20 protein-coding genes are annotated in these 25,510 nt (G+C 69.1%); 9 read left to right on the forward strand and 11 right to left on the reverse strand.

Features of this window, described 5'->3' with window-relative positions; translation table 11 throughout:
* Positions 1–20 precede the first annotated feature (20 nt).
* Entirely contained in the window at positions 21–434 is a 414-nt protein-coding gene (locus ACIBO2_RS09455) for a transposase (protein ID WP_397296215.1), read from the reverse strand.
* A 289-nt stretch (positions 435–723) separates the two neighbouring features.
* On the opposite strand from ACIBO2_RS09455, the gene ACIBO2_RS09460 reads away from it, so the two are divergent.
* Positions 724–1,773 carry a hypothetical protein gene (locus tag ACIBO2_RS09460; RefSeq protein WP_358550969.1) on the forward strand — a complete coding sequence of 350 codons (1,050 nt, stop codon included), beginning with the start codon at positions 724–726 and terminating at the stop codon, positions 1,771–1,773.
* A 36-nt stretch (positions 1,774–1,809) separates the two neighbouring features.
* Positions 1,810–3,684 (forward strand): hypothetical protein, encoded by a 1,875-nt coding sequence (locus ACIBO2_RS09465; RefSeq protein WP_358550967.1) that lies wholly within the window; start codon positions 1,810–1,812, stop codon positions 3,682–3,684.
* Positions 3,685–4,124: 440 nt separating this feature from the next.
* Here ACIBO2_RS09465 and ACIBO2_RS09470 read toward each other — a convergent pair whose 3' ends face one another.
* From ACIBO2_RS09470 to ACIBO2_RS09480, 3 genes are all read right to left on the reverse strand, one after another.
* Positions 4,125–4,574, reverse strand: a complete 450-nt coding sequence (locus ACIBO2_RS09470) for a hypothetical protein (protein WP_358550965.1) — start codon at positions 4,572–4,574, stop codon at positions 4,125–4,127.
* 252 nt (positions 4,575–4,826) lie between these two features.
* A complete protein-coding gene (locus tag ACIBO2_RS09475; RefSeq protein WP_358550963.1) occupies positions 4,827–5,318 on the reverse strand; it encodes a hypothetical protein in 492 nt (163 codons plus the stop codon).
* 828 nt (positions 5,319–6,146) lie between these two features.
* Positions 6,147–6,980, reverse strand: coding sequence for a helix-turn-helix transcriptional regulator (locus tag ACIBO2_RS09480; protein ID WP_358550961.1), 834 nt, complete (start codon positions 6,978–6,980; stop codon positions 6,147–6,149).
* Here ACIBO2_RS09480 and ACIBO2_RS09485 point away from each other — a divergent pair.
* From ACIBO2_RS09485 to pafA, 5 genes are all read left to right on the forward strand, one after another.
* Entirely contained in the window at positions 6,964–7,221 is a 258-nt protein-coding gene (locus ACIBO2_RS09485; protein ID WP_358550959.1) for a cytochrome P450, read from the forward strand. The genes ACIBO2_RS09480 and ACIBO2_RS09485 overlap by 17 nt on opposite strands.
* Entirely contained in the window at positions 7,164–7,559 is a 396-nt protein-coding gene (locus ACIBO2_RS09490; protein ID WP_358550957.1) for a cytochrome P450, read from the forward strand. Before ACIBO2_RS09485 ends, ACIBO2_RS09490 begins: the two co-directional genes overlap by 58 nt.
* A gap of 41 nt (positions 7,560–7,600) precedes the next feature.
* Positions 7,601–7,903: a hypothetical protein gene (locus tag ACIBO2_RS09495; protein ID WP_358550955.1), complete on the forward strand. Its 303-nt coding sequence runs from the start codon at positions 7,601–7,603 to the stop codon at positions 7,901–7,903.
* Positions 7,904–8,039: 136 nt separating this feature from the next.
* A complete protein-coding gene (locus tag ACIBO2_RS09500; protein WP_397296219.1) occupies positions 8,040–9,224 on the forward strand; it encodes a DUF2786 domain-containing protein in 1,185 nt (394 codons plus the stop codon).
* A gap of 527 nt (positions 9,225–9,751) precedes the next feature.
* Positions 9,752–11,110 (forward strand): Pup--protein ligase, encoded by a 1,359-nt coding sequence (pafA, locus tag ACIBO2_RS09505; protein WP_358552666.1) that lies wholly within the window; start codon positions 9,752–9,754, stop codon positions 11,108–11,110.
* A gap of 159 nt (positions 11,111–11,269) precedes the next feature.
* Here pafA and ACIBO2_RS09510 read toward each other — a convergent pair whose 3' ends face one another.
* Positions 11,270–12,523 (reverse strand): hypothetical protein, encoded by a 1,254-nt coding sequence (locus ACIBO2_RS09510; RefSeq protein ID WP_397296221.1) that lies wholly within the window; start codon positions 12,521–12,523, stop codon positions 11,270–11,272.
* 347 nt (positions 12,524–12,870) lie between these two features.
* Entirely contained in the window at positions 12,871–14,094 is a 1,224-nt protein-coding gene (locus ACIBO2_RS09515) for a GNAT family N-acetyltransferase (protein WP_397296223.1), read from the reverse strand.
* A 67-nt stretch (positions 14,095–14,161) separates the two neighbouring features.
* Here ACIBO2_RS09515 and ACIBO2_RS09520 point away from each other — a divergent pair, with 67 nt between their 5' ends.
* Entirely contained in the window at positions 14,162–16,942 is a 2,781-nt protein-coding gene (locus tag ACIBO2_RS09520) for a helix-turn-helix transcriptional regulator (RefSeq protein ID WP_397296225.1), read from the forward strand.
* Positions 16,943–16,979: 37 nt separating this feature from the next.
* On the opposite strand, the gene ACIBO2_RS09525 is transcribed toward ACIBO2_RS09520, so the two are convergent.
* Positions 16,980–19,724 carry a LuxR C-terminal-related transcriptional regulator gene (locus ACIBO2_RS09525; protein WP_358552658.1) on the reverse strand — a complete coding sequence of 915 codons (2,745 nt, stop codon included), beginning with the start codon at positions 19,722–19,724 and terminating at the stop codon, positions 16,980–16,982.
* A 253-nt stretch (positions 19,725–19,977) separates the two neighbouring features.
* On the opposite strand from ACIBO2_RS09525, the gene ACIBO2_RS09530 reads away from it, so the two are divergent.
* Complete coding sequence (locus ACIBO2_RS09530; RefSeq protein WP_358552656.1) at positions 19,978–21,474, forward strand: hypothetical protein; 1,497 nt, start codon at positions 19,978–19,980, stop codon at positions 21,472–21,474.
* Between the two features lie 46 nt (positions 21,475–21,520).
* On the opposite strand, the gene ACIBO2_RS09535 is transcribed toward ACIBO2_RS09530, so the two are convergent.
* From ACIBO2_RS09535 to ACIBO2_RS09550, 4 genes are read right to left on the reverse strand one after another with little or no spacing between them, the layout of a single operon-like run.
* Positions 21,521–22,639 (reverse strand): hypothetical protein, encoded by a 1,119-nt coding sequence (locus ACIBO2_RS09535; RefSeq protein ID WP_358552654.1) that lies wholly within the window; start codon positions 22,637–22,639, stop codon positions 21,521–21,523.
* Positions 22,636–23,481 (reverse strand): acetylxylan esterase, encoded by an 846-nt coding sequence (locus tag ACIBO2_RS09540; protein WP_358552652.1) that lies wholly within the window; start codon positions 23,479–23,481, stop codon positions 22,636–22,638. Before ACIBO2_RS09540 ends, ACIBO2_RS09535 begins: the two co-directional genes overlap by 4 nt.
* Positions 23,482–23,485: 4 nt before the next feature.
* Positions 23,486–24,412, reverse strand: coding sequence for an acetylxylan esterase (locus tag ACIBO2_RS09545; protein ID WP_397296228.1), 927 nt, complete (start codon positions 24,410–24,412; stop codon positions 23,486–23,488).
* Positions 24,409–25,509, reverse strand: a complete 1,101-nt coding sequence (locus tag ACIBO2_RS09550; RefSeq protein WP_397296230.1) for an ABC transporter ATP-binding protein — start codon at positions 25,507–25,509, stop codon at positions 24,409–24,411. Before ACIBO2_RS09550 ends, ACIBO2_RS09545 begins: the two co-directional genes overlap by 4 nt.
* Between the last annotated feature and the right edge of the window lies 1 nt (position 25,510).

The following is a 25,510-nucleotide window of genomic DNA, read 5'->3' on the forward strand; positions in this document are numbered from 1 at the left end:
CGCGCCGTCCCGGGCACGACCTATGCAGAGTGTGACAGGTCGGTGTCGTAGACCTGGCGCAGGTGGTGCCGGATGTCGCGCACGCTCATGCCGTGCGCGTACAGGCTGATGATCATGTCGTCCAGGCCGCCGGAGATTCGGACGGCCCGTGTGGGCACCAGCACTGGCTCGAACGTGCCGGCCCGGTCCCGGGGCACGGCCAGCCGCATCGGGCCCACTCCGGTCTGCACGGTCTTGTCGATCTTGCCGTTGCGAGAGTTGCCCGTCCCGTTGCCGGCCGGATCGTGCTTGCCATAGCCCAGATGCGTTGACAGCTCGACCTCCAAGGCCCGCTCCAGCACCGCCTTGACCAGCTCGCCCAGCATGGAGCCCTCAGGGGTCAGCCGCAGCCCGCCCGCCCCGTCTCGCGAGCGTTCCAGTATCAGGTCCAGCACCTGGTCGCCGAGCAGCTCGCGCAGCAGCGCCGCGCCATCGGGATGGGGGGATCTTTCCCCACCATGATGAGCAGCCCGTGCCAGGCTTCCCGTCTGCTCGTGGTTGTGGGCGAAACTGGTGGTCAGAGTCGATGTTCCCGTGTGCTCGACATGATGGACGCTCCCCCGAAGCGTTAAGATGATCTACCTACGCCCATTTACCCATAGCGATTATTTCCACACTTAGAGTGACACTCTCCCGCCAAGTGCTGTGAGATCGATGCGGAGGTTTCGGAGGTGCGCTGTCCTGATGGGAGCTGTCTTCTCGCGGGCCAGCTCATTCAACGGCTCCCTCATTGATCATCGCCTGCCAACGTTTTGTCGGTGGTCCCGTCTACGCTTCTCATGGTCGCGTGACTTCCAACGGTTCGGGCGGGTGGTCTGGGTGTCGGGTGGTGCGGTCTCTCCGGAGGCGACGGGCGGGGCTGGTGTGATCTTCGAGTACCGGCTCGCGGCCGTGCTGCTGAGCCGAATGTTGCGGGGGGCGCATGTCCCGATCGGCATCCAACTGCCCATCCAGCGCGTCGCCCTGCAGCAGAGGGTCGCCGGTCACGCCTTCGACGACATAGTGGTGGGAACGGACACGGCAGGCCAGGGTCCCACCATCGAGATACAGGTCAAGAAGCGCCTGTCGGTTACCGGCGGCAACCCGGAGTTCGTCAAGGTCATGTCGACCGCGATCGAGGCGTGCCGCTCCCATACGGAGGAGTTGAAGGACGGCCGCCTGCTCCTGGGCCTGGCGGCCGGTGACCCTGTTGGCGACTTGGAAGCCCTCGCCGAGCTGACCACCATGGCCCGCGCCCATCCAGACACGGTCTCCTTCGGCCGACTGCTAAGCGAAGGGGTCACCCGCGCCAGCCTGCGAAGCCGTCACGACCATGTCGTGACGGCCGTGACCACTGCAGCGGCGACCGGTAGCCGCTTTGAGGCCGAGGCCCTGACCCACCAGGTCCTCTCCGCCCTGCACGTGTGGCCCGTGCAGGTGGGTCGCGACGGCCGCGACTGGCGCGCGGAACTCGACCTGATCCCCAACCTTGCCTCTGCCGCGGGTCTACCGGCGGACGCCGTCCTCGGACGCCTCTACGATCTCGCCCAGGAGGCCGGACCCCGAGCGGGCGACCTTGACCAGCACATGATCTGCGCCGAACTACTGCGAAGGTACGGGCTCGATCTCACACACGCGGTCGGAAGTTCCCCGGAGACCAGAACCACGACCATCAACATCACCAATTCCGGATCTGGAACGGTCTTCTCCACCGCCGGAAATCAGGTGTTCAATGACCTGCGCATCGGTCGGTGACGTCGCCGTTCATTCGAATTGCCGAGGTTAGAACCGATGACGACGCTGGAAGTATCTGTCAGCGACACAGCCACGGCATTCGTGGCCGGGGTCCAGCACTTCAACAACTACGGCGAGGACCTGGTCGAGGTCCGTGCGATTACGGACGGCGAGCTTGCGGTCTGCGGTGACGATCGCTTCGTCGCTCCCGACAGTGAGGAATGGGACCGCTTCGGCCCTCTACTGCGTGAGCACCACGTCGTGGTCCTGCTCGGCGACGCCGGTACGGGACGCCACACCGCCGCCTTGCGGCAATTGCTGGACCGTTCTCCGCGCGAGAAACTCCACGAGCTCGAACCCACCTGGTCGCGGCCCCAACGCCGTCTCCTGCCTCCGGCAGAGGCTGGACATGGCTACGTCCTCGATCTGTCCAACGCGACGGAGGAGCCCGCAGAGGACTTCGGCAAGGGGTTGCTGTCCTGGCCGCGGGAGAGCGCAGCCTTCATCGTCGTGCTGGTGACCGGCCGTGTCTGGGCCGGGCCGTGGACCCAGCACCTCAAACACCTGCTCGTGCCGCTACCGTCCCCGGACGCCCACGACCTTGTGGAACAGCAGCTTGTCGCCTTCGGCCTCAAGGACCGTGCTCACCTGCTCGACGAGGAGCCCCTGGCCAAGATCTTCGGCTCGTCGCCCCGGGCCGAGGACGCTGCCCGGCTCGCCGAGATCATCGGGAAGTCCACCAGCCTGAAGGCGGAGGACATCGCCGACGAGTACAGCGGTTGGGAGAGCTGGCTGGAGAAGAAGTTCCCCCGACCGCTCGGAACTCGTACCCTCCTCTGGTCCGCGGCGCTCTGCGATGGCGGACGCACGCTGTCGATCCTGCAGATGTCCGAGGCCCTGCGCGTAAAACTGGGCGACAATCGGGGGCCGGCGGCGGTACTGGCCGACACCATCGCTTCGAAGCGGCTGGAGGAGGCCCACATCATCCGGCGCGGGGACAGGGCCTACCTGGCACCCAACCATCATGGCCTCGCCACCGCCGCGCGCCGGCATCTGTGGGACGAGTTCCAGCTGTACCGGGAACTGCTGACCGAGTGGGCCGTGCAGCAGGCGGCAGAGCTGCCGCCCGACGACGCTGCCAGAGTCATCGACGCGCTGCTGGATCTGGCGCTGCACTTCCGGGACGGCGAGATCATCAAGCGGCTGCGGCACGTGCTCCTCGCGAACAATCGGTCGTTCCTGGCCCAGGCTCTCTCCAACGCAGCCATCGACCCGAGGTTCGGACCGTACATTCGCGCACGCCTGTACACCTGGCTGGCCTACAACCCGCCACAACAGCTGGTCGAACTGGTCGCCGAAGTGTGCGGCGGCGTCTTCGGCAAGAAGGAGCCCACAATGGCTCTCGTACGTCTCCAGCGGGCCGCTCTCAAGACCAAGGAAGTGGACAGCGAGATCCTCGCAAAGGCGTTCACCTCACTGGGTGGAAAGCACCGTCAAATCGTCTTCGACACGGTGATCGGTGGATGGTTCGACAAGCCGGTGACCGAGCGTGCGGGCATCGTGGCCGTCTTGGGGCTCGCGTCCACCGACGAGGGCATCATCGCCCTATGCGGCCCAGACGGAGCCGACATCTCCGACCCACGCGACCGGTTCGGGCTCATTGCCACCTTCAGGCGGGCACTGGATCGTGAGGACACCCGAGAAGCGGCTGTCCGAGTCATCGGAACGTGGAAAGGCGTGGCCGAGCGAGGGCTGCTACCGGAAGACCTTGTCATAGAGGTCCTTGGAGCGTCACTCGCGCCCACTCTTGAGGACAACATCATGCAGCGCTACCTGGAGACCGGCGCGCTGGACGTCAGGACGTTCTGGGGCAAGGTCTTCCTCAAGGCGGCGCAGTGCCTCGCGGAGCAGGAGAAGTATCAGACGGTCTGAGGCGGCCCTTCTTGCACCCGTAGGTGCCAGAGGTCGCAACCATTCTCGCTCCATCGCTCCGATTTTCGGCACGGAAGGCAAAAAGATCGTGTCGACATGAAAGAAGTCGACGGCCAGCAGCCCTTGCGCTTGGGCGCGCAGGAAGGTCCTCCATGAGGTGTCGGCATCTCGTGGAGCCGGGCCAACCCTCCGGCTCCGCAGGATTCAAACCCGGGCGGTAAGAGCCGGGACAGCGCGGCCAAGATCGCTCGATCGGCCCCGTCCGGCTTCGGCCGGGTGACTGCCTCCGCAGTAACGCCACTTCATGACGCAGCACCATGATCTCGACATCCTTCGTCGCCTCGTCTCGGCCCAGCAGCACCAGCCAGCCGAACAACCGAATTATGATCAAATACAGGAGACGGACCGACACAAGAACCGATCTTGCCCGTACCGCCGCATCAGGTCGACTTGCCGGTCAAGCGCCCTGCCATGACTTTTGAAGCGGTACAGCAGCGTGCGGCCAGTACTGGCCGCCTGTGGGGTGCCGGTTGCGGCGGATCTCCCGGCTGATGGTCGAGGGTGCACGACCCAGCTCGCGCGATCTCCCGGATCGACGCCTTCTCCCGCACTCGGTCGGCGATGTAGATCCGCTCGTCGTCCCGCAGGTATCGGGACGCGTCCGAAGGGGGCACCGTCGGTCGTCCGGTCGGCGGTGCCCCCTTCTCTTTTGCCTTGTTCGGTGCCGAGCCGTTCCGCCACCGCTTCCCGGTCCTGATGTTGATCCCCACGATCCGGCACGCTTCGCGGCTGCTGAATCCTTGATCCATAGGCCGGAAGTATGCCTCCCGCTCACAGGTCAGCTTCTTCGGGCCTTGCCGCTCCCGGCTTGCCCTGATCTCGAAGTCCATCGCACTCCCCAAGCTGGGGGTTGCGACGACCGCTAGAAGGGAGGAAAAGGAGCGCTGTGTAACCGCGATCACGCGGCGGTCCGCCCGCTCCCGGCTCGGAGCGGGCGGTGGTGCGGCTAGGCGCAGTTGAAGCCGATGATCTCGCTCGGGATCCTGCTGGCGCAGCCGGGGCCCTTGTTGGGGCCAGCCAAAGGTGAGCCCAAAGTCATGCAACGGTCGTACTGACCACCTAGGCGACGGAGAGTCGAGAGGTCATCCGCAGGGGGCGGTGGTGACGGCGGAGGTGTTCGGGTCCGCGGTCAGACACTGGCTGAGCCCATTGCTCCGGGTCCAGATCTTTCCTTGCGGTACGCCGTCGAACTCCATGAACCAGTACTGCCCCGGGGTGCTGTTGCCACACGGGGCGGTGGTGACGGCGGAGGTGTTCGGGACCGCGGTCAGACACTGGCTGAGCCCACTGCTCCGCGTCCAGATCTTTCCATGCGGCACGCCGTCGAACTCCATGAACCAGTACTGCCCCGGGGTGTTGTTGCCGCACGGGGCGGTAACGGAGGTGTTCGCGGTCAGACACTGGCTGTGCCCGCTGCTCCGCGTCCAGATCTTTCCATGCGGCACGCCGTCGAACTCCATGAACCACTGCTGCTCCGGCGTTTGGGCCGCGGCAAGCGATGGGTTGACGAGAGCCAACCCAACCGTCGCCGCGGTGACGGCCAGGGTCAGACCGGCCAGCGAAAGCTTGATCACGAGGGTGCCCCTTTTCGGGTCTCGGAAGTGGTGACTTCTCAGAACTATCACTCTTTGTAGTCGATCAACTGCATATCGTTATCTAGTCGTCTCCGAGCCTCGCTGGTGGCGCCGAAGCCATCGCCAAGGTCACCGTGGTCTTGGCAGCCCGTCGCCGTTCCCATTGATCAACTGAGTGGCGGCTTGCCGGAGCCATAGGAGTTCCGGGCTCTCTTGATGAAGGTCTTCTGCTGGTGCTTGAGGCCTGCTGCCTGGCTGCCACCACTGGGTCGTCGGCGTTGTACAGCCAGTCGCGTAGGTGGAGGCGTCCTAGAAGAAGTGGTAGACGCGATCATGTGCCTCGTCGCTATCGATAAGGTGGGCCGCCGCGCGGAATTCAGAACCGCTCTACCCCTCCACGTGATCCCCGAGATGGGGCGCCAGGGGAGACCGTGGGGGGACCTGCACTCTCACGCGACCCCGATTCAGGGCGGAAACCCCGACACGACCGCCCGCGAAAGCCTCGCTCCGACCAGCGGAACCCTTGATCCCGCGACACATCCCGACACCGCGTGCCACGCAAAACCACGGCCTCATAAGCCGTGGGTCGTGGTCTTGTGATGGGGACGTCACCCGGCCGAGAGAGGCGAGGTGCTTTTCGTCACGCCGAGAACGACCCGGAGGAGCATCGCGCCGACGTGGCCATCGTGTCCCCTCACCAGGAAGATAACGTGCGCCGCTACGGCGACTACATCCACGACCTGCACGCGTCGCTCGACGGCATAGAGGTCCACCGCGACCTCGGTGAGGAGGCCCCGAGCCGGGCTCCGCGCAGCGGGTGGGCGCCGGTCAATTCCTCGCTGCCCTCGATGACGAGGGGGCTGCTTCAGCCCGATGCCTTCTGTATTCGGCGGAAGGCGCCGGGGGTGGTGTGGGTGTGGCGGGCGAAAAACTTGCCGAAGTTGGGGGGTCGGTGAAGCCGAGGCGGCGGCCGATGTCGGCGACGGGGACCTCGGTGTAGGCGAGCAGGCGTTTGGCCTCAAGGACGACGCGGGCGTCGATGAGGTGTTTGGCGGGGTGGCCGGCGGCGGCGACGCACGCGCGCGTGAGGTGTTTGACGGTGTAGCCCAGGCGGGCGGCGTAGTGCTCGGCGGAGCGGGTGAGGGCGTAGGAGCGTTCGAGCTCGGCGTGGAATCGGCCGAAGAGTTCGGCGGCGGCGGAGTCGACGCGGCGGTCGTCCTCGGTCGGCAGCCGATCGATCCGCAGGAGCAGGACGGCCAGCAGGTGGCGGAGCAGGGCGACGGGCATCGCGTGGACGGACGCGGCGCGTTCAGCGGCGATCTGGTCGATCGCGGTGGAGATAGCGGTGAGGTCGGGTCCGGCCGGGGTCCAGCGGGGAGCGGCGAGCCAGCCGGTGAGCCGCGGCCCTGCGCTGTCGAGATCGGGTGGGAAGTCGGCGGTGAACAGGACCACCTTGCCGTCGAGGCTGCCGGGGTGGTGGAAGCGGTGGGCCTGTCCCGGCCGTATCCACAGCAGGGTGCCAGGCGAGCAGGGGTGGGAAGCGAAGTCGATCTCATGTCGGCCTTCGCCTGCGGTGATCAGGATGAGGATGTGGAAGTCGGCGCGGTGAGGTGAGGCCAGGGCGTGGGCCGGGATCCGGCCCGCGATGGGCGACGACCTCATCAGCCGCCTGCTCACCGAGCGGGTCGCCACGGGCGAGCTCAGCCGCGAAGAAGCCGCCATGAACGGCATGATCCTGCTGTTCGCCGGACACGAGACCACGGCCAACATGATCGGCCTGGGCACGCTGGCGCTGCTGCAGAACCCGGACCGGCCGCTCGGATCCGCGACACCGACGACCCCGCCGTGGTGGCCAACGCCGTCGAGGAGCTGCTGCGTTATCTGTCCATCGCCCAGGACATGATCGTACGGGTGGCCACCGAGGACCTCACCATCGGCGGGCAACTCGTCCGGGCCGGCGAAGCGGTGACCGTCAACCTGCCCGCCGCCAACCGGGACACGGCGTTCCTCGACCAGCCCGACACCGTGGACCTCGGCCGCAACACCCGCGGCCATCTGGCCTTCGGCTACGGCATCCACCAGTGCCTCGGGCAGAACCTGGCGCGCGTGGAACTGCAGGTCGCGCTACCCGCACTGCTACGCAGGCTGCCGGGGCTGCGCCTGGCCGTGCCGCTGGAGGAAGTGAAGTTCCGGCACGACATGTCCGCCTACGGCGTCCACGAACTGCCGGTCGCCTGGTGACACCCGACAGCCCTTCCGCTGCCGGCAGGAAGTCAGAACCGATGGATGCGCTGAACGGCAAGGCCGTCGTCGTGACCAACGCGGGCACAGCTCTGGGACGGGCCCTCCCCATCCGGGCTGCGGCAGCAGGAGCCGGAGTCACGGCGAACAGGCTCGCGCCCGGCGCCGCCGCGCAGATCGACGCCGGGGCGCACGTGTACGTCTGCGGCGACGCGACCGGCATGGGCCCGGCCGTCGAAGAGGCACTCGGCCGCATCGGCGCCACGATCTCGGACGACCAGGACGGCGACGGATGGCTGCGGGAGATGCGAGCGGCGGGACGCTATGCGACGGACGTGTACTGACGCGCCATCAGGTTGACCGGCACGGAATCCGGCCCCGCTCGGGCCGGTGCGGGACGCCTTGAGGTTCACCCACGCAGGGGATGGGGCTCCGTCACGGTAGAGTCCTGGGGGACTTTTATCAAGGTGGACGGCATGTGTGAGTAAGGCCAATGAGCTGATCGGCGCGGCGATGGAGGCGCTTGCCCGCGAGGATCAGGCGTCCTTCGACTCCGCCGCCGCCTTCCTGGCCGACCGGGACGACGCCGATCGCGTGCTGGTGGAGGTTGTGACCTGTGCGATCTCGGGGTTGTGGCGCAACGGCTGGCAGCCCGCCGACGTGGTCAGGATCGCGGCCAGGCGGCTGACCGACTGGCACGGGCGGGCGGCGGCTGACCTCATCGCCTGGGAGATGCGGGCCTACGCGCCGGCCATGGTGGATGAGCGCTGGCGCGACCAACTCGCCGGCCTGCAGGCCGCGGTGTGGTGGAAGGGCGGCTACCTGGCGGCGCGGCAGGCGCGCGGCGGGGCCGGCCGTCTGATGACCGTCTCCGGCGTGCTGGAACTGCTGGGGTTGCTGACCGGGCTGCCCCGGCTGGAGTCGTTGAGCCCGCCGCCCGGGGCCGCTCGCCGTACGGTCCAGGCACGCTCGCACGCGGTCAGCGAGAAGACGCTCGCGCGGGTGCGGGCGCTGCTCGCCAAGGCGGAGTCGACGACGTACGAGGCGGAGGCGGAGACGTTCACGTCGGCGGCGCAGAGCTTGATGGCGAAGTACAGCATCGACGCGGCGATGCTGGACGCGCGACCAGGCGGAGGCGAGGCCCCGGCGGGCATCCGGGTCGGCATCGACGCGCCGTACGAGCAGCCCAAGGCCGTGCTGCTCAACCTCATCGCCGAGGCCAACAGGTGCCGGGTGATCTGGTCGAAGGAGCTGGGGTTCGCCACCGTGCTGGGGTTCTGGGCGGACCTGTCCTGGGTGGAGATGCTGTTCACCTCGCTGCTGGTGCAGGCGCAGACCGCGCTGGTGAACTCGGGCACCAGAAAGCACGGCACCGGCCGATCGAGGAACAAGACATTCCGCCAGTCGTTCCTGTCGGCGTTCGCCTCCAGGATCGGGGAGCGGCTCGCCGAGGCCACGGCGGCCGCGGTCTCGCAGGAGAGCGCCAGCCGGGGCACCGACCTGGTGCCGGTGCTGGCGGCCCGTGAGCAAGAGGTGGAGCAGGCGGTCGAGCGCATGTTCCCGAACCTGATCTCGCACGCGATCCGCACGTCCTGGGACCGGGAGGGCTGGGCGGCCGGCCGTACCGCCGCCGATCAGGCCAGCCTCGGGGCGCGAGACCGATAGCGCTCCGGGTATGGTCGATGCCTCTATCGGTCCTCCGAGGAACTCGCACGAGAGGGATCGGGAATGGCGGCAGGCGAAGCGCAGGCCGGTTCCCGCATTGACCCCGGTCCTCCAAGAAAGGTACCGCCGAGGGGAAGCGTTCCTCGGTGCCGGATCGTGCCCGCTCCTGCCGAAGGGTTGGTCATGACGAGACGACGTACATCGCGGTTGGCTCGGGTGACGACGGCTCTCGCCGGCGCGATCGTATTGATCGCCACGGACCCTTGCTGCCGTGCTGAGCTGCCCGGCATCGAGCAACGCTCTGAGGGGGCATCGCGCCGAGGTCGATCCTCGTCCCGGTCTCGGCGTGCAGGAGGTCGGTAGACGATCGCCACAACTGGGCGCTGCGGCTAGTCAGACTCCGTTGCAAGCCGGCCTCGTGGCGCATGTGCTGTCGGCTTTCCGGGTACCCACACATCAATCCCCGGCCGGGGTCGGGCGAAAGACGATCTCCCCCGTCGCGCGGGCGGGGAGAATAGTGTGAGGTAATGGATCGACGCATCTTCGGTCTGGAGAACGAGTACGGCGTCACGTGCACCTTTCGGGGTCAGCGCAGGCTGTCTCCGGACGAGGTGGCGCGCTACCTGTTCCGGCGGGTCGTGTCCTGGGGCCGATCGAGCAACGTCTTCCTGCCCAACGGCGCCCGGCTGTATCTGGACGTGGGCAGCCATCCCGAGTACGCCACTCCCGAGTGCGACAACGTCGTGGAGCTGGTCACCCATGACAAGGCCGGTGAGCGGATCCTGGAGGGGCTGCTGGTCGACGCTGAGAAGCGGTTGCGCGAAGAGGGCATCGCCGGCGACATCTACCTTTTCAAGAACAACACCGACTCGGCCGGCAACTCCTACGGCTGCCATGAGAACTACTGTGTGGGCCGGCACGGGGAGTTCGGGCGGCTGGCCGATGTGCTGATCCCGTTCCTGGTCACCCGGCAGATCATCTGCGGCGCGGGCAAGGTGCTGCAGACGCCGCGCGGCGCGGTCTACTGCGTGTCGCAGCGCGCCGAGCACATCTGGGAGGGGGTGTCGTCGGCGACGACCCGGTCTCGGCCGATCATCAACACCCGGGACGAGCCGCACGGCGACGCCGAGCGGTTCCGCCGCCTGCACGTCATCGTCGGCGACTCGAACATGAGCGAGACCACGATGTTGCTCAAGGTCGGCGCGACCGACCTGGTGCTGCGCATGGTGGAGGCTGGGATTGTGATGCGCGACATGAGCCTGGAGAACCCGATTCGGGCGATCCGCGAGGTCTCGCATGACATGACCGGGCGGCGGCGGGTCCGGCTGGCCAACGGGCGTGAGGCGTCGGCGCTGGAGATCCAGCAGGAGTACCTGGGCAAGGCCAAGGACTTCGTGGACCAGCGGGGCGGCGACGTGATCGCGCGGAGGGTGCTGGAGTTGTGGGAGCGCACCCTGCGGGCGGTGGATACCGGCGACCTGGACACGGTGTCCCGGGAGATCGACTGGGTCATCAAGTACCAGCTCATCGAGCGGTATCGGAAGAAGTACGACCTGCCGCTGTCCTCGCCCCGGGTGGCCCAGCTCGACCTGGCCTACCACGACGTGCACCGCAAGCGCGGGCTGTTCTACCTGCTGCAGCGGCGCGGCGCAGTGGAGCGGGTGGCCTCCGACATCAAGATCTTCGAGGCCAAGTCGGTGCCGCCGCAGACCACCCGGGCGCGGCTGCGCGGCGAGTTCATCCGCAAGGCGCAAGAGAAGCGGCGCGACTTCACCGTCGACTGGGTGCACCTGAAGCTCAACGACCAGGCGCAGCGCACCGTGCTGTGCAAGGACCCGTTCCGCAGCGTCGACGAGCGGGTGGACAAACTCATCGCCGGCATGTGACCGAGTGGAGCCAAGGTTGGACGGGATTTCGTCTTTCCAGGGTCTGGAAGCCGCCGACGGCGGTTCGGGCGGCGCTGCCCCCGCCATGCCGCCCAGGCCGATCGCTTGCCCCCGCGACACGTCCGGCTCCAGACAGCCGGACGCGAAGCTGAGGAGACGTCAGGAGATGGTGAGCGTGCCGTTCGCGTTACGGGCGCACGTGACGATCGCGCGGGGCGCCGCGGTGAAAGCGCCGGTCAGGCACTGGCCGAGGACCGTGTGGCCCGCGGCGTTGGGGTGCCACGACTCCTGGCAGGTCTGGAAGTAGGTGACGCAGGTGTTCGCCGCCCGCTGGATGCCGATCTTGTCCCAGCCGGACAGGCTGGTGATGAACGTGCCGGACGGCCCGTCCTGTATCCGGATCGGCGTCGCGAGCGCGCCCTCCGGGCTGTCGGGGTTCTCGCAGAGCCTGGCCCCGTCGAAAGCCCTCTGGACATCCAGTACGCGCAGGTCGGCCGCCGGGCGTTCGGCGGCCAGGGTGGCCTGCACGTTCTTGACCAGGGAGCCGAGGTTCTCGGAGAACACGTGCCCAGGGGCGAGGCTCGCACGGTGAATCGGGCACCCGGCGGCGTAGCGCTCGGCGCCCAGGGCGCGGAACTTGTCGCGGGTGTCGGTGCGGCCGTCCTCGTCGTAGTACTGCGGGGCGATGTCGGGCGGCAGCGGGTTGGTGTAGGTCTGCAGGATCACCTCGTGGGTGCCGTCGGCGTCGATCTGGGCGAGGGTGTCGAGGATCTGGCGCAGGGCCGCGGTGGTCTCGGTGGTGGCGGCGGCGACCTCGGCGTCGGTGGCCAGGTCCGAGGCGCTGCAGGGTCTCTGCGGCACCTCGCCCTTCAGATAGGCCCAGAACTCCCACCAGCCTGTCCAGGCGTCGGCGATGAAGCGGTTAGCGCACAGCGTGGCCACGTCACCGAAGGTGAACTGGGTGTTGTTGGAGCCGAGGCCGACGAGGACGACGTCGATGTCGTGCGTCTGGGCGAGGGCGCGCAGCTGATCGAGTTGCGAGGCGACGGCGCGGCCCTCGGCGCGGGCGCTTGAGGGGGTGGCGATGTCGGCGGGCTGGGCGCCGGAGCACGCGAGGTTGAAACGTTGCTGAATGCCCGGGAGCGACGCCGTGAACACCGAGGCGTTCGCCGAGCGGTGACAGAAGTAGGCGTTGCTGTTGGGCGCCGACCAGCCGGGGAAGGCTTGTGCCGTACCGGAGGTGTCGACGACGGGCTGGTAGTCCCCCGCGCCCTCCCCGCTGACAAAGCTGTCGCCGAGGGCGACGGCGGCGGTGGGCAGAGCCGCCTGCGCCGGTCCACTCTGCACGACCTGGATGCCCGCCGCGCTCACCAGGAGCATGACAGCTGCGGCGGCACGCTGGAGGAACCTCATGGCCACCTTATTTCCTACTAAATAAGTACGAAATACGCATGTGTGGATCACAACATGCCGCACCAGCGGCGTCAACATGCCCGCCTCGTTGAGGTCGGCCACATCCCGGTGAGGCTGGTGTCGCGGTGTCCGGGGCCGTTGGTGCCGGGACTGGTGTGGCCGGTGCCCGTTGTAGTGGATCAGGCACTCGCGCAGCATGAGCGTCAGATGGCGTTCATCCTGGGCGTCCGCGGCAGGGTGGTGATGGCCTGAAGCCCTTCGGCTGTGCGGACCTCCCGCCATGCGGAGGTGAAGAGCCAATCGTGATCAGATCAGTGTCAGTGGGAAGCTTCATGGTCGTCCGCGCATCAGAAGGCCGGGAAGGCCCAGCCCGAGGGATGGAACGGCTCGCGTTCGCCACGGAAGGCGAGGGAGGCGGCGGTAACCGCGCCGCCGCGCAGTTCCTCGACCCGGCCGACGGCCGCCAGGGACGACAGGGTGGTGCCGCCCAAGTAGGCCGCACCCAGTTCGGCGGAGGTCAGCCGCAGGTCGGCCCGGGCGCGGGTGCGTTCGCAGGTGACGGACTCGCCGTCGGCCCCCAGGTGGTAGCGCCCCGCGTTCCATGGACAGAACGTGTCCTGGACCTCCAGAACCAGGTCCAGCGGGGTCGAGTAGCGGCGTACCGCCAGCGCCCGGTCGACGTCCGCCAGGCGGACCCAGAGGTTGTCGATCACGGTGGCGCGGGCCGCACGCGGGTCTGCCAGCAGGTGCTTCAGCGGCTCGTCGATGGCGCCGTCGTAGCTGAGGTGGGTGTGAGCGTCGAGGTCGATGAGGAAGCGCCACAGGGCGGCGTACGACTGCCTGGTGGTGGCCGCGACCTCGATGACGTGCGCCGATCCCGGCTTGGAGCGGTAGAAGGCGTAGCCGCTGGCCTCGCCGCCGGGCTCCAGGTGGACGGCGCAGCGCAGTGCTGTCCCACCGTCGCGCACGCGCTCGCCGTCGGCCAGCCGGGCCTGCCAGAACTTCTCCGTGCGGTCGACCCAGCCGACCGCCGTACGGCGGGCGGTGTCGTAGATCTTCTCCAGCAGCGGCCGCGCCTTCTGACCGCTGAGCAGGCGGATCGTTCCGTCGCCGAAGTCGATGCCGGGTCGCAGGGCCATGAACCTTTTGTCCGCCTGGATCTCGGCCACATGGCTGGCGACGCCGTACCCGAAGCGGCCATAGATGGTGGCCTCGGCGGCGTTGAGCGCGGCGATCGGCTCGCCACCCGATTCATGCAGGTCGGTGAGCTGCTTGCGCATCATCGCGGTGAGGATGCCGCGGCGCCGGTGCGTGGGCAGGACCGCGACCAGCGTGACGCCGGCGACAGGTGTGGCCGCGCCGGGGACCGTCATGATGCGGCCGTAGATCGACGCGCCGCCGACGATCTCCTCCCCGTCGTAGGCGGCGATCGTGCGTTCGGGCTCGATGGAAGAGGCGGCGTTCCTGAGGCCGCCCTCGTACCAGTCCTGGCCGTAGGTCGTGGTGACCATGCGAGCCCACGCGTCGAGCTCATGGGCGCCGATGGTGCGCAGCGGGTAGGTGGCTGTCATGCTTCGAGCGTGGCCGGATAAACACACATGACGCATCGGGTGATCTGTGTATTTATATGCTGGCGCCGTGGTGGCGGAGCGCGTGGTCAGTCCGGTGTTCGTCGGCCGGGGCGAGGAGTTGTCGGCGCTGGCGGCGGCCCTGGACATGGCGGTGGAGCAAGGGCCGGCGGTTGCGCTGGTCGCCGGGGAGGCCGGGATCGGCAAGTCACGGCTGCTCGCCGAGTTCGCGCGGTCCCTGGGCCCGGAGGTACGGGTGGTCGAGGGCGCCTGCGCGGAACTGGGCAGTGACGGCCTGCCGTACGCGCCGTTCGTGACGGTGCTGCGCAGGCTGATCCGGGTCGAAGGGGTCCTGCCAGGGCCCTACCGCCAGATCGCCCGCTGGTTCCCCGAGCTCGGCGAGGCGGGTGAGGCGGAAGGCGGTAAACACCGGCTGTACGAGGAGGTCCTGACGCTGGTCGAGCGGGTGGCCGCGGATCGGCCGGTCGTCGTCTCGATCGAGGACCTGCACTGGGCGGACGCCGCAACCCGCGAGCTGCTCGGTTTCCTGGCCAGGAACCTGGCGCAGGCCGGCGTGCTCCTGTTGATCACCTACCGGCCGCCGGGGAACGGCGACGGACTGCTCGGGCCGCTGCTGTCCGAGGTCTCCCGCCGCCCGCGCACCACCACACTGCGGCTGGATCGCCTGGATCGGCAGGAGGTGGGCCGCCAACTGGCCGCGATTCTCGGCGCGGAGCCGGACGCGGCCACCGTACGCCGCGTGCACGAACGCAGCGACGGCAATCCGCTGTTCGTCGAGGCGCTCGCCCGTGCCGGTGAGCGGACCCCGGACAGCCTGCGCGACCTGCTGCTGTATGGCCCGCGGTCGCTGCCGGGCCCGGCTCGCGAGCTGTTGCGCATCGCTTCGGTGGCGGGCGGCCGGATCGGCCATCGGCTGCTGGCGCGGGTGGCCGGGCAGGACGGGGCCGGGCTGGACGTCCTGCTGCGGGAACTCGTCGATCGCGGCCTGCTCGTCACGGCAGGCGACGGATACGACTTTCGCCATGCCCTGATCCGGCAGGCGGTGTATGAGGATCTGCTGCCCGGCGAGCGGGCGCGCCTGCACGCGCGCTACGCCGCGGCCCTGAGCGACTGGGGCGCCCACGCGGAACTGGCCGCGCACGCCTACGCCGCCGGGGATCGCGGGCTGGCCCTGTCCGCCGCTTACCTGGCCGCGGGCCAGGCACGCGGGTCCTACGCCTACGAGGAGCAGGTCCGCATGCTCGACCAGGTCCTCGAACTGTGGGACCCGGAGGCACGACTGGGCGCCGACAGGATCGACGTCCTGACCGGCGCGGCCGAGGCGTGCATGCTCAGCGGCGACTACGCCCGCGGTATCGACTACGCCACCGCCGGGCTGGCCGCGGTGGATGAGCGGCGCGAGCCCGAGCGGGCCGCCCAGCTGCTGGAGCATCGGGGCAGGCTGCGGCACCGGCTGAACGCGACCGGCGTTTGCGACTGGCGACGCGCCCTGAGCCTGCTCCCTGCCGACCCCCGCAGTCTTCAGCGGGGGCGGCTGCTCGGGGTGCTGGCCATGGGCCTGCTGCCGGAGGTGGGCAAGGCTCGCGAGCCGTTCGAGGAGGCGCTCGGCATCGGCCGGCGCACTGGCGATGCCATGGTCACCGTCCGCGGGCTGCTGGGCGTCGGGTCCATGACGGGCGACCTCGGGATGCTGGCGCAGGCCCGTACGCTCGCCGAACGGCTCGACAGCCACGACCTGCTCATGACCGTCCCGATGTACGAGGCCACATTGCACACCAAGGCCGGCGACCAGCGGCGCGCCATCGAGGCGGCCTGCGACGGCATCCGCCACGCCCGCCGGTACGGACTGGGCCGCAGCCGTGGCGCGGAGCTCGCTCGCTACGCCGGGCGCGGCCTGATCCTCGCCGGGCGGTGGGACGAGGCGGCCGCCGTGCTGGCCGAGTGCCTGCGGGAGGATCCACCACCGCTGTCGCGGCAGGCCGTGCGCGCCCTGGCCGGCTACCTGTCGCTGCTGCGCGGGGACCTGGCCGCGGCGGCCGCCGCGGCGGCCGCCGTGGAGCACGCCGACAGCGCAACCCTGTTCCCCCGCCATCAGCTGCTCTGCCTGCTCGCCGTCGCCCAGGGCGACCTTGTGCGTGCCGATCTGCTCCTGAGCCGGGCGCTGGCCGATCCGGCGCTCTCCCAGGTCTACAGCAGCGATGCCCGGCCGGTCCTGGTCGCCGGCGCGCTGGCGCAGCGCGTACGGCTCGCCCAGGGCACCGGTGCGGACCTACGGCAGCGGGTCGCGGCACGGCAGGCCGAACTCGCCGCGGCTGATGCGGCGCTCGGCGTGGACGGGCCGCTCGACCGGGCCTGGCAGATCATGCTGCACGCGCTGATCGAGGACGACGGCTGGGACCCCGCGGCGGCTGCCTGGCGGGAACTGAGGCAGCCGTACGAGCTGGCGCTGAGCCTGTTCCACGGCGCGCGAGCCGCGCTGGCCGCGGGCGACCGGCCCGGCGCGACGGCCCGCCTCAGGGAAGCCGCGCAACTGGCCGAAACCCTGGGCGCCGCGCCGCTTGCTCGGGAGATCGCCCTGCTCGGGCGGCCCCGACCGGCCCAGGACGGGCTCACCGAGCGCGAGCGTGACGTGCTCCGGTTGATCGCCGAGGGCCTGAGCAACCGGCAGATCGCCGCCCGGCTGCACATCTCACCGAGTACTGCCGGCGTGCACGTCTCCCATATCCTGACGAAACTGGGCGCGGCCACCCGTACCGAGGCGGCGGTCATCGCCTTCCATGACGGGCTGGCGAGGCCAACCACCATAAAGGTGCCGGTCCGGTGGCGATGACCTTTACGCCATCCGGCGGAGGGGACGGATGATTCACCTAACGATCAACGCTCAGCCCCGTGGCCCTTTCTGGGGTGTTTCGGCCGCCTCCCGAATCCCGATCGTCGGTGAATGACGCCACTCCGGCGAGTTCGGTGCGGTTGGCGACACCGAGCTTGGCGTAGATATGGGAGAGGTGGGTCTTGACGGTGCTTCGGCTCATGAAGAGTCGTGCTCCGATCTGCGGGTTGTTGAGGCCGGTGGCCGCCAGCCGTGCCACGCTCAGCTCGGTCGGGGTGAGGCTGTCCCAACCGGCGGCCGGCCGGTCGCGGGTACCCCGGCTACGGCGGACGTAAGCGACCGCGTCGTCGAGGGACAGCTCCGCGCCCGCCGCCCATGCCGTCGCGAACTGTTCACCGAGCGTCTGCCTGAGCCGGGCGAGCAGTTCGTCGTACTCACGTCGTTCGGCCACGCGCCGTGGATATTCCAGGGCCGCGCGTGCCGTGGTGCTCGCGGCCAGCGTCCGCACCGCGTTAGGCGGGGCCAGCCAGGCGGCGATCGCGTCCAGGCTGTCCACCCAGAACGTGCGCAGTCCGTGGGCGACGCGAATGGTCAGCGCCTCGTGATGCAGGTCGGGGTCACCGGTGAGAAGGGCCTGTTGCTGCAGCACGTCCGCGAGGACGCGTGGCATGCCGAGTTCGCCGGCGATGGCCGCCGCTCGGTCGAGCTCACCGCGGGCGTCTTCGTACCGGCCGGCACGCCGTAGGGCCTCCGCGTAGCCGGCGTGCACCTGCGCCGCGAGGTAGGTCGGCGCGACGTGCTCGGCCTGGCGCACATCGTGCTCGAACCAGCGCAGCGCCCCGTCGAGATCGCCGCCGGCCACCAGCACTTGTGCGAGTGCCGACCCCATGCCGGGCACGAAGACGGCTGCTTCGGCGTTCTCCATGAGCAGTAGCAGGGGCCGCATCGCCTCCAGCGCCGCGCTCACGTCTCCGGACGCGGTGTGCGCCGCGGCCAGGGCACCGCGTGCCATGCCGACGCGCAGGTAGTCGCCGAGCGGCTCGGCGAGTTCGAGCGACTGCTCGGCCAGGCGGCGGGCCTCGGCCGGCCGACCGCTCGCGAGCGCTCCGCTCGACAGGTACGCCAGCGTGGTCGACGCTATCCCGCGGTGACGGTGGCGCAGGCCGTCGAGTGCCGCCTCCAGCAGCGGGCGGGCCTCGTCGTGCCGGTCCTGCAGCTGTCTGATCATGCCCTGCAGCGCCAGCTGAGAATGCTTGAACAACTGGTCGCCCGCGAGGTCGGCGGAGCGGATCGCCTCGACGGTCAGGTCCCAGGCGGCGGTGAAGTCGGTGTAGAACCGGCCGACCGCTGCCAGGGAAAGACACTGGCCGCGCAGGCTCTCGTCACCGTGGGCGGTGGCCAGTTCGAGCGCCTGCCGTGCCACGTCGTATTCCATGTCCAGCGGGCTCGTGGTGTCCGCGACCAGCGCTAACCCGGTGAGCAGCCGCGCCTGCAGCAGCGATCGGTCCGCCGGCACGCGGTCGATGGCGCGGCGCAGGAACGCGATGCCCTCGTGCCCGTGTCGATGCAAATGCCACAACCACGACAGCTCGGCGGCGAGGCGGCGTCCCCTGTCGGGATCGGTGGCGGCCAGCCCCCATTCCAGGGCGGCACGCAGGTTGTCGTACTCACCCTCGAGCCGGGCGCGCCAGGCGTCGAGATCGGCGGCCCGCTCGGGCCCGCCGGCGCCGAAGGCCAGGAAGTGGCCGAGATGGCGGTCGCGGACGAGGTGGACCTCCCCGGCCTCACGCAGCCGATCGGCGGCGTAGTCGCGGATGGTCTCCAGCAGCAGGAAGCGGGCCACGCCGCCGCGGGTCTCCGCGACCACCAGCGACTTGTCCACCAGCCGGCCGATGCTGGCGAGGACGTCGTCGCGAGCGACCTCTCCGCCCGCGCAGACCGTCCGTACGGCGTCCAGGTCGAACCCGGAAGGAAACACCGCGAGGCGGCGGAACACCGCACGGTCCGGCTCGTCGAGCAGGTCGTGGCTCCAGGCGATGGACGCCGCCAGGGTCTGCTGGCGCGCGGCGACGCCACGCGGGCTGCGGACGAGCAGGCCGAACCGGTCGTCCAGGCCGCGCTCGATCTGTTGCGGAGTGAGTGAGCCCAACCATGCGGCCGCGAGCTCGATGGCGAGCGGGATGCCGTCGAGCCGGGAGCACAGCACCCGTGCGGCGGCCTCACCCTCCTGGTCCAGGCCGAACAGCTGCCGCACCTGGCGGCCCCGCTCGACGAACAGCCGCAACGCCTCGTCCGGGGCCAGCGGTGGCACCCGCCAGACCACCTCGCCCGGCACGGCCAGCGGCTCGCGGCTGGTGATCAGCACCGACAGCTCCGGGCACGACGACAGCAGCGCGGCGGTCAGCTCGGCGGCGCCGTCGATGACATGCTCGCAGTTGTCCAGGCAGAGCAGCGCGCGGCGGCCGCGCAACTGCGCCGTCATCGACCGTACGGGGCCTTGGAGGGGTTCGACGAGCACGCCGAGCCTCGCCGCGACCAGCTCGGCGAGCCGCGCCTGGTCGCTGACGGCCGCCAGCTCGACCCACCAGACACCGTCCGGCCGGCGCGCGACCTCGGCGGCGGCGATCCGCGCGGCGAGCTGGGTCTTGCCCACGCCGCCGGTGCCGGTCAGCGTCACCAGCCGCCCGGTGTCCAGCAGCGCGCGCACCGCGGCCAGCTCGGACCGCCTGCCTACGAAGGTGGCGAGCTGGACGGGCAGGTCAGGGGGCATTGCGGACGTCATGGCAGGGCTCAGTCTGCCATCGAAGAGCGGAAATCGGCCACCGGAGAGTCCTGGCCTCGGCCACCTGGCCGATGTTCTGTTCAGCCGCCGAAGGCAGGCTTGCCGCGAACAGCCGAACTAGACGACCAGGGAGCGACGTGATGGGGTCCGTCATCTCGTGCTGGGCACCCCGGCGGTCATCGAGGGCAAGGGCGTCACGCACCTGCGCTACCCGATCCACCACTGACACAGCCGCAACTCGAACGGAGACATCATGTCGGATATATCGACATACCGGGATCGGATGCCCGGCCCGCTGGAAGTTGCCGCGGACAACCCGCGCTACTTCACCGTACGTTCGGACAACCGGGCGGTGTATCTCACCGGCTCGCACATCTGGAACAACTTCCACGACGGCATGGGGCCCGGCGCGACCGCACCGGCCGAGCCCGAGAAGATGGACTACAGCGCCTACCTGGACTTCCTCGCCGCTCGCGGGCACAACTTCATCCGGCTGTGGCGCTGGGAACAGTTCCAGTCGCAGGCCGCCGGCGGCGCATACCACCTGAACATGAGCCCGCAGCCATGGCCGCGCACGGGGCAAGGTACGGCCAAGGACGGCGATGCGAAGTTCGACCTGTCCCAGTTCGACCCGGCCTATTTCCAGCGGCTGCGCGAGCGGGTCACCGCCGCCGGCCAGCGCGGCATGTACGTGGCGGTGATGCTGTTCGACGGCTGGGCACTGCACCTCAGCCCGGTGCCGGACAACGTCGAGGGCCATCCCTTCCACGCCGGCAACAACGTCAACGGCATCGCCATCACCTCGATCCTCGACCACCAGGTCCTGCCCCTCGACCCCGCCGTACAGGCGCTGCAGGAGGCCTACATCCAGCAGGTCGTCGACACCGTGCACGACCTGCCTAACGTCCTGTACGAGGTCTCCAACGAATCGTCCGGAGGTGGCGCGGTCAGCCCGGAGATGGCCGACGTGCTCGGCGTACCGCTGGAGACCGAGTGGGGTGACTCGACCGGCTGGCAGTACTGGGTGATCAATTTCGTTCGGCAGTACCAGCGGCAGCAGGGATATGACCCGCGCCCGATCGGCATGACCATGCAATTCCCGGTGGCCGACCAGACCCTGGTCAACGCGCCCCTGTTCGACGGACCCGCCGACTGGATCTCGCCTGGCTACGACGACGAGATCTACCGCGAGGGCGGTCACCCGTCCGCCCCGGGCGGCACACCGTCGCGATGGCTGGACAACCCGCCGCCCGCCGACGGCCGCAAGGTCCTGCTCAGCGACACCGACCACTTCGCCCCTGGCCAGGGCGACGCCCTCTGGGTGTGGAAGGCGTTCCTGCGCGGCCATAACCCGATCTTGATGGACTACGGCCTCATCGACGGTGTCCCCTCGGCACAGGACGCCTTCGAACCGGCCCGCCAGGCGATGGGCGACACCCGGCGCTACGCCGAGCGGATCGACCTCATCGGCATGCCCCCTCGCGGCGACCTCACCTCCACCGGCTACGCGCTGGCACACCCCGGCAAGGAGTACCTCATCCTGCGGCCGGCCGGGACCAGCGAGGTGTTCACCGCCGAGTTGTCGGCCGGCGGCTACACAGCCGACTGGTACGCCATCGACGAACGGACATCCCTGCCCGGCGACGAGATCACGGTGCCGAGCGACGGCCTGGTGAAGTTCACCGTACCGTCCACGATCCACGGCCCGGCCGTGCTGCATCTGGCGGCCACCACCATCCGAGACCAGTGACCGGCATGTGGGAACTGGTTCCCCGGCTGCTCGCCGAGCTATCCCGTCACACGTCTCGTCCGGCTCTCTCGCCACCTCCAGAGCTCAGGTGCCGAACCAGTGCGTCGAGAACCACCAGGTCTTCCCCCGGCTCGATCGTCTGCGGGTTCAGCGCGATCGCGTCGTCGGGTACGCCGAACACGCCGACCGCGATCCGCGGGTCTCCGTCCCACAAAGCCCGCACCAACCCGTCCCGGGTCCAGCCGCTGGTGGTCAGCAATCGGACAACCGCTCGCCCGTGCGGCTGGCCCGCCTCACTCGGGTACCCACGCTCGGCGACGACACCCGGCACTCCGCGCAAGCCGACGATCCACCGGTCGACAATCTGCTCATAGCTCGCGAGCAGTGCCTCCTCGTCCTGCTCCAGCGTCCACTCGACCGCGGCGTACAGCCCGAGCAGCTCTTCCTTCCCGACCTTCATCCCGCGCCCGATCTGCTGATTCGGCGACGCGTGCGCCCGGCACCTGTCGACGATCCACCGTTTCCCCAGCACGAGCCCGCTGGACTGCGGTCCGCGCAGCCCTTTCCCGCCGCTGAAGATCACGGCATCCGCGCCGAGCTCCGTGGTGAATCTCCACAGCGAGGAGACGGGTGGAATCTGGGCCGCCGCATCCACGATCACCGGCACAGCCGGTGGACCGGCGAGTTCCCCGGCGACTCGGATCACGTCCTCGATCGGCAGAGCATCCGCCGCGTAGTGGGCGCCAGCGAACCACAGTACGCAGGCGGGGCGTCGTACCAGGGCGGCTCGGAGCTCCTCGATCGACGGACCGACTTCTACGATGCGGGCGCCGGTCAGGCGGGCCGCGTAGTCGTAGCCGTTGCGCTGGCCGGTGAACATGACGACCTCGGCATCGGCCGGGAACGCCTGCGCGGGCTCACCGACACACGACGCGACCGTCAGGGTGATCGCCGCCGCGGCGCCGGACGTCACGCAGGCCGCCTCGTTGCGGGTGAGCGCGGCCAGGCGCTCGCCGACGCGGTCGTGGAGTTCGGGCAGGTCGACGAAGTGGGCTGCCGCCTCCGTCATCGCCTTCAGCGCCGAGGGCGGCATCAGCGAGCCGCCCAGTGCGGTGAGTGTCGCGGAGGCGTTGATGACCGGCCGGACCCCGAACGGATTGGTCATGCGAGGAATCTCGACATCGGTGGTACGCCGGAGAGTTCGGCCAGCCAGGCATCCAGGAAGTCGTTGTCGGTGCCGTCGAAGTGGGTCAGCTTGTAGACACTCGCGGCAGGCAAGGCCCCGATCAGTGCGGCGCACCAGTCGGGGTCGTCGACGGCGAGCAACGTCCGAGCGGTCACCGCGGACGCGTGCCGGACCGGGTCGAAGTAGGCAAGAGTTTCGTCAATGATCCGCGCCGACGAGCCGGCGCGGAGGTGATCGTTGAGCTCCTCGAGCGGATAGCGGCTCGACTTCAGCCGTGCCTCTGCCGCCCGGTAGAACAGCAGCTCCGAGAGCAGGACCGCGCTGAACCCGGGCCGCCGCGCGGCCGTCAGCAGCGCCAGATCGTCCCCGCTCACGGCCACCCGCGCCGGATCGACCTCCTCCAGGCTCATCAGGAACTCCGCGGCCCGCAGGCAGTCCGCCGCGATCCCGCGATAGACGTACGACGCCGGGTCGTCGATGCCCATCGTCAGCAATCCCGGGTACGCCGCCGAGAACCCTTCGTCGGCCAGCCGCTGACCACGGTGCATCAGGGCGAACACGACGTACCGGCTGCGATCGTTCGGGTGCGGCACGAGGTTGACGCTCCCGTGGCGCGGCGTCCGCAGGAGCGCGGGGAAGGGCCCGTCACCGGCCGGGATGCTGAGATGACCGAAGACGCGGTACGGCCCGGTGCTGGTGAGCCGCACGGTGTAGCTGGTCGCCTCGTCCGTGCTCTGCGCCGGCACCAGGTCGAGCCCGGGCCGAGCGGAGATCGCGGCCAACTCCTCGTCGACGCCGGACCAGTAGCTGTCGAAGTCCATCGGTTCACCGTCCCGGCGTGAGGTGTTCGGCAAGGAAGTCCTCCACGATCCGCATCACGCCCGGCAGCCCGGCGTGGTGCGCGCAGTGCGGGTAGGCGTGCAGGGTGGTCTCACAGGTCAGCACCCGCCGCAGCGCGAACCCGGTCTCCGGCGGGCACACGTCGTCCTCGAGCCCGAGGTACAGCAGCGTCGGCGCCCGCACTTTCGGCGCGAAGTTGAGCCCGTCGTAGTACGCGACCGTCTCCCGCACCCGGTCGACGTCCTTCGGGTGCACCCGCAAGTACTCGTTGATCTCCTCGTACGGATACGACCGGGTCAGTGTCGGCGCGGTCATGATCCCGCACAGGTACGGCGCTCCCGCCGCGACGCACCGGATCACGTCCGGCATGAGCGCGGCCGTCGAGATCCCGAGGCCACCGCCCTGACTCGACCCCTGCAGTCCGATCCGCAGATCATCGACTTCCGGTCGATCGAGCAGGACCTCGACCGCCCGCACCACGTCGAGGTAGAACCCGCGATACCCGTAGGTGTTGTGGTCGATGATGTTGTGCGTCAGCAATCCCGGGTAGCCCGGGTTGAACACGTCGTTCGAGCGCAGCTTTCCGCGCGGCGCGACCGCGAGCGCGGCGTACCCGAGCTCGGACCATTCCTTCGGGATCGTCGGCTCGGAGATGTAGCCGGGGATCGTCACCAACGCCGGGTGCGGGGCCGGCCGATCGCGCGGGACGGTGTACCAGCCCGCGATCCGCAGACCGCCGTAGCTGGTGTAGCGCAGATCGTGGACGATCACCTTGTCCGTGGACAGCGATGGCATTTCGGTGAGGACCGGGTCCAGCGGGTACGACGCGCAGTCCGCCAGGCCGGCCGCCCAGAAGTCGTCGAAGTCGTCCGGCAACTCGACCTCGACGATCGCGTTCTCGGGGTCTCTCAAGAGTGTTCCTCTCGATGGGGGGCGTGCAGGGCGGTGCCGTCGGAGGCCTTGAACAAATGCAGGCGGTTCTGGTTGAAGCCGACGTACACCGTGCTGTCATGGCCCAGCCGGAACGGCACCGGGACGCGGGCCTTCAGCAGCTCGCCGTCGATCCGGACCGTGACGAGCACGTCCGGACCGAGCGGCTCGGACACGAACACCTTCCCGGGCAGATAGCCCGCGACCGGGGTCGGCGACAACGTCACGTCCTCCGGCCGGACGCCCAGGATGACGGCCGGGTCCTCCGGCGAAACGTCGTACCGGCCCAGCTCCTGGCTCAACGCGCCGCTGCGGAAGGTACGGACGCCCTCGACGTCGGCCAGTTCACCGGTGACGAAGTTCATCGGCGGCGAGCCCATGAACGACGCGACGAACCGGTTCGCGGGCCGTTCGTAGATCTCCCCCGGCGTCGCGCACTGCTGGACGACGCCGTCGCGCATCACCGCGATCCGGTCCGACATCGTCATCGCCTCGACCTGGTCGTGGGTGACGTAGATGAACGTCCGGGCGACGTCCACGTGCAGCCGCTTGATCTCCGCGCGCATCAGCACCCGGAGCTGCGCGTCCAGGTTGGACAGCGGCTCGTCGAGCAGATACGCGCCGGCGTCCCGTACGATCGCGCGACCGAGCGCGACCCGTTGCCGTTGACCACCGGACAGCTCGCGCGGCTTGCGATCCAGCAGGTCCTCGATGTCCAGCGTCCGGGCCGCCCGCAGCACCTGCTCCTCGATCGTCGCCTTGGGCACCCGCATCATCTTCAGCGCGAACCCGATGTTCTGCCGGACCGTCTTGTGCGGGTAGAGCGCGTAGCTCTGGAACACCATCGCGACGTCGCGCTTGTTGGCCGGCAGCCAGGTGACCGGCTTGCCGTCGAAGAAGATGTTGCCCTCGGAGGCCCGTTCGAGGCCGCAGATCATGCGCAGGGTCGTCGACTTTCCACAACCGGACGGGCCGACCAGGGTGAGGAACTCCTGATCCTCGATGGTCAGATTCAGGTCCTTCACCACCGTCTTGCCGCCGAACGACTTGGTGACGCTTTCGAGTCGAACCTCTGCCATC

It is taken from the genome of Nonomuraea sp. NPDC050022, assembly GCF_044460705.1.
Taxonomy (GTDB): Bacteria; Actinomycetota; Actinomycetes; order Streptosporangiales; family Streptosporangiaceae; genus Nonomuraea.

Coding starts and splice junctions, on each gene's coding strand:
- ACIBO2_RS09460 (WP_358550969.1), top strand. CDS start 724: ATGGGAGCTGTCTTCTCGCGGGCCAGCTCATTCAACGGCTCCCTCATT.
- pafA (WP_358552666.1), top strand. CDS start 9,752: ATGGATCGACGCATCTTCGGTCTGGAGAACGAGTACGGCGTCACGTGC.
- ACIBO2_RS09535 (WP_358552654.1), bottom strand. CDS start 22,639: ATGACCAATCCGTTCGGGGTCCGGCCGGTCATCAACGCCTCCGCGACA.
- ACIBO2_RS09540 (WP_358552652.1), bottom strand. CDS start 23,481: ATGGACTTCGACAGCTACTGGTCCGGCGTCGACGAGGAGTTGGCCGCG.
- ACIBO2_RS09525 (WP_358552658.1), bottom strand. CDS start 19,724: ATGACGTCCGCAATGCCCCCTGACCTGCCCGTCCAGCTCGCCACCTTC.
- ACIBO2_RS09510 (WP_397296221.1), bottom strand. CDS start 12,523: ATGAGGTTCCTCCAGCGTGCCGCCGCAGCTGTCATGCTCCTGGTGAGC.
- ACIBO2_RS09480 (WP_358550961.1), bottom strand. CDS start 6,980: ATGAGGTCGTCGCCCATCGCGGGCCGGATCCCGGCCCACGCCCTGGCC.
- ACIBO2_RS09550 (WP_397296230.1), bottom strand. CDS start 25,509: ATGGCAGAGGTTCGACTCGAAAGCGTCACCAAGTCGTTCGGCGGCAAG.
- ACIBO2_RS09465 (WP_358550967.1), top strand. CDS start 1,810: ATGACGACGCTGGAAGTATCTGTCAGCGACACAGCCACGGCATTCGTG.
- ACIBO2_RS09495 (WP_358550955.1), top strand. CDS start 7,601: ATGGATGCGCTGAACGGCAAGGCCGTCGTCGTGACCAACGCGGGCACA.
- ACIBO2_RS09485 (WP_358550959.1), top strand. CDS start 6,964: ATGGGCGACGACCTCATCAGCCGCCTGCTCACCGAGCGGGTCGCCACG.
- ACIBO2_RS09530 (WP_358552656.1), top strand. CDS start 19,978: ATGTCGGATATATCGACATACCGGGATCGGATGCCCGGCCCGCTGGAA.
- ACIBO2_RS09470 (WP_358550965.1), bottom strand. CDS start 4,574: ATGGACTTCGAGATCAGGGCAAGCCGGGAGCGGCAAGGCCCGAAGAAG.
- ACIBO2_RS09515 (WP_397296223.1), bottom strand. CDS start 14,094: ATGACAGCCACCTACCCGCTGCGCACCATCGGCGCCCATGAGCTCGAC.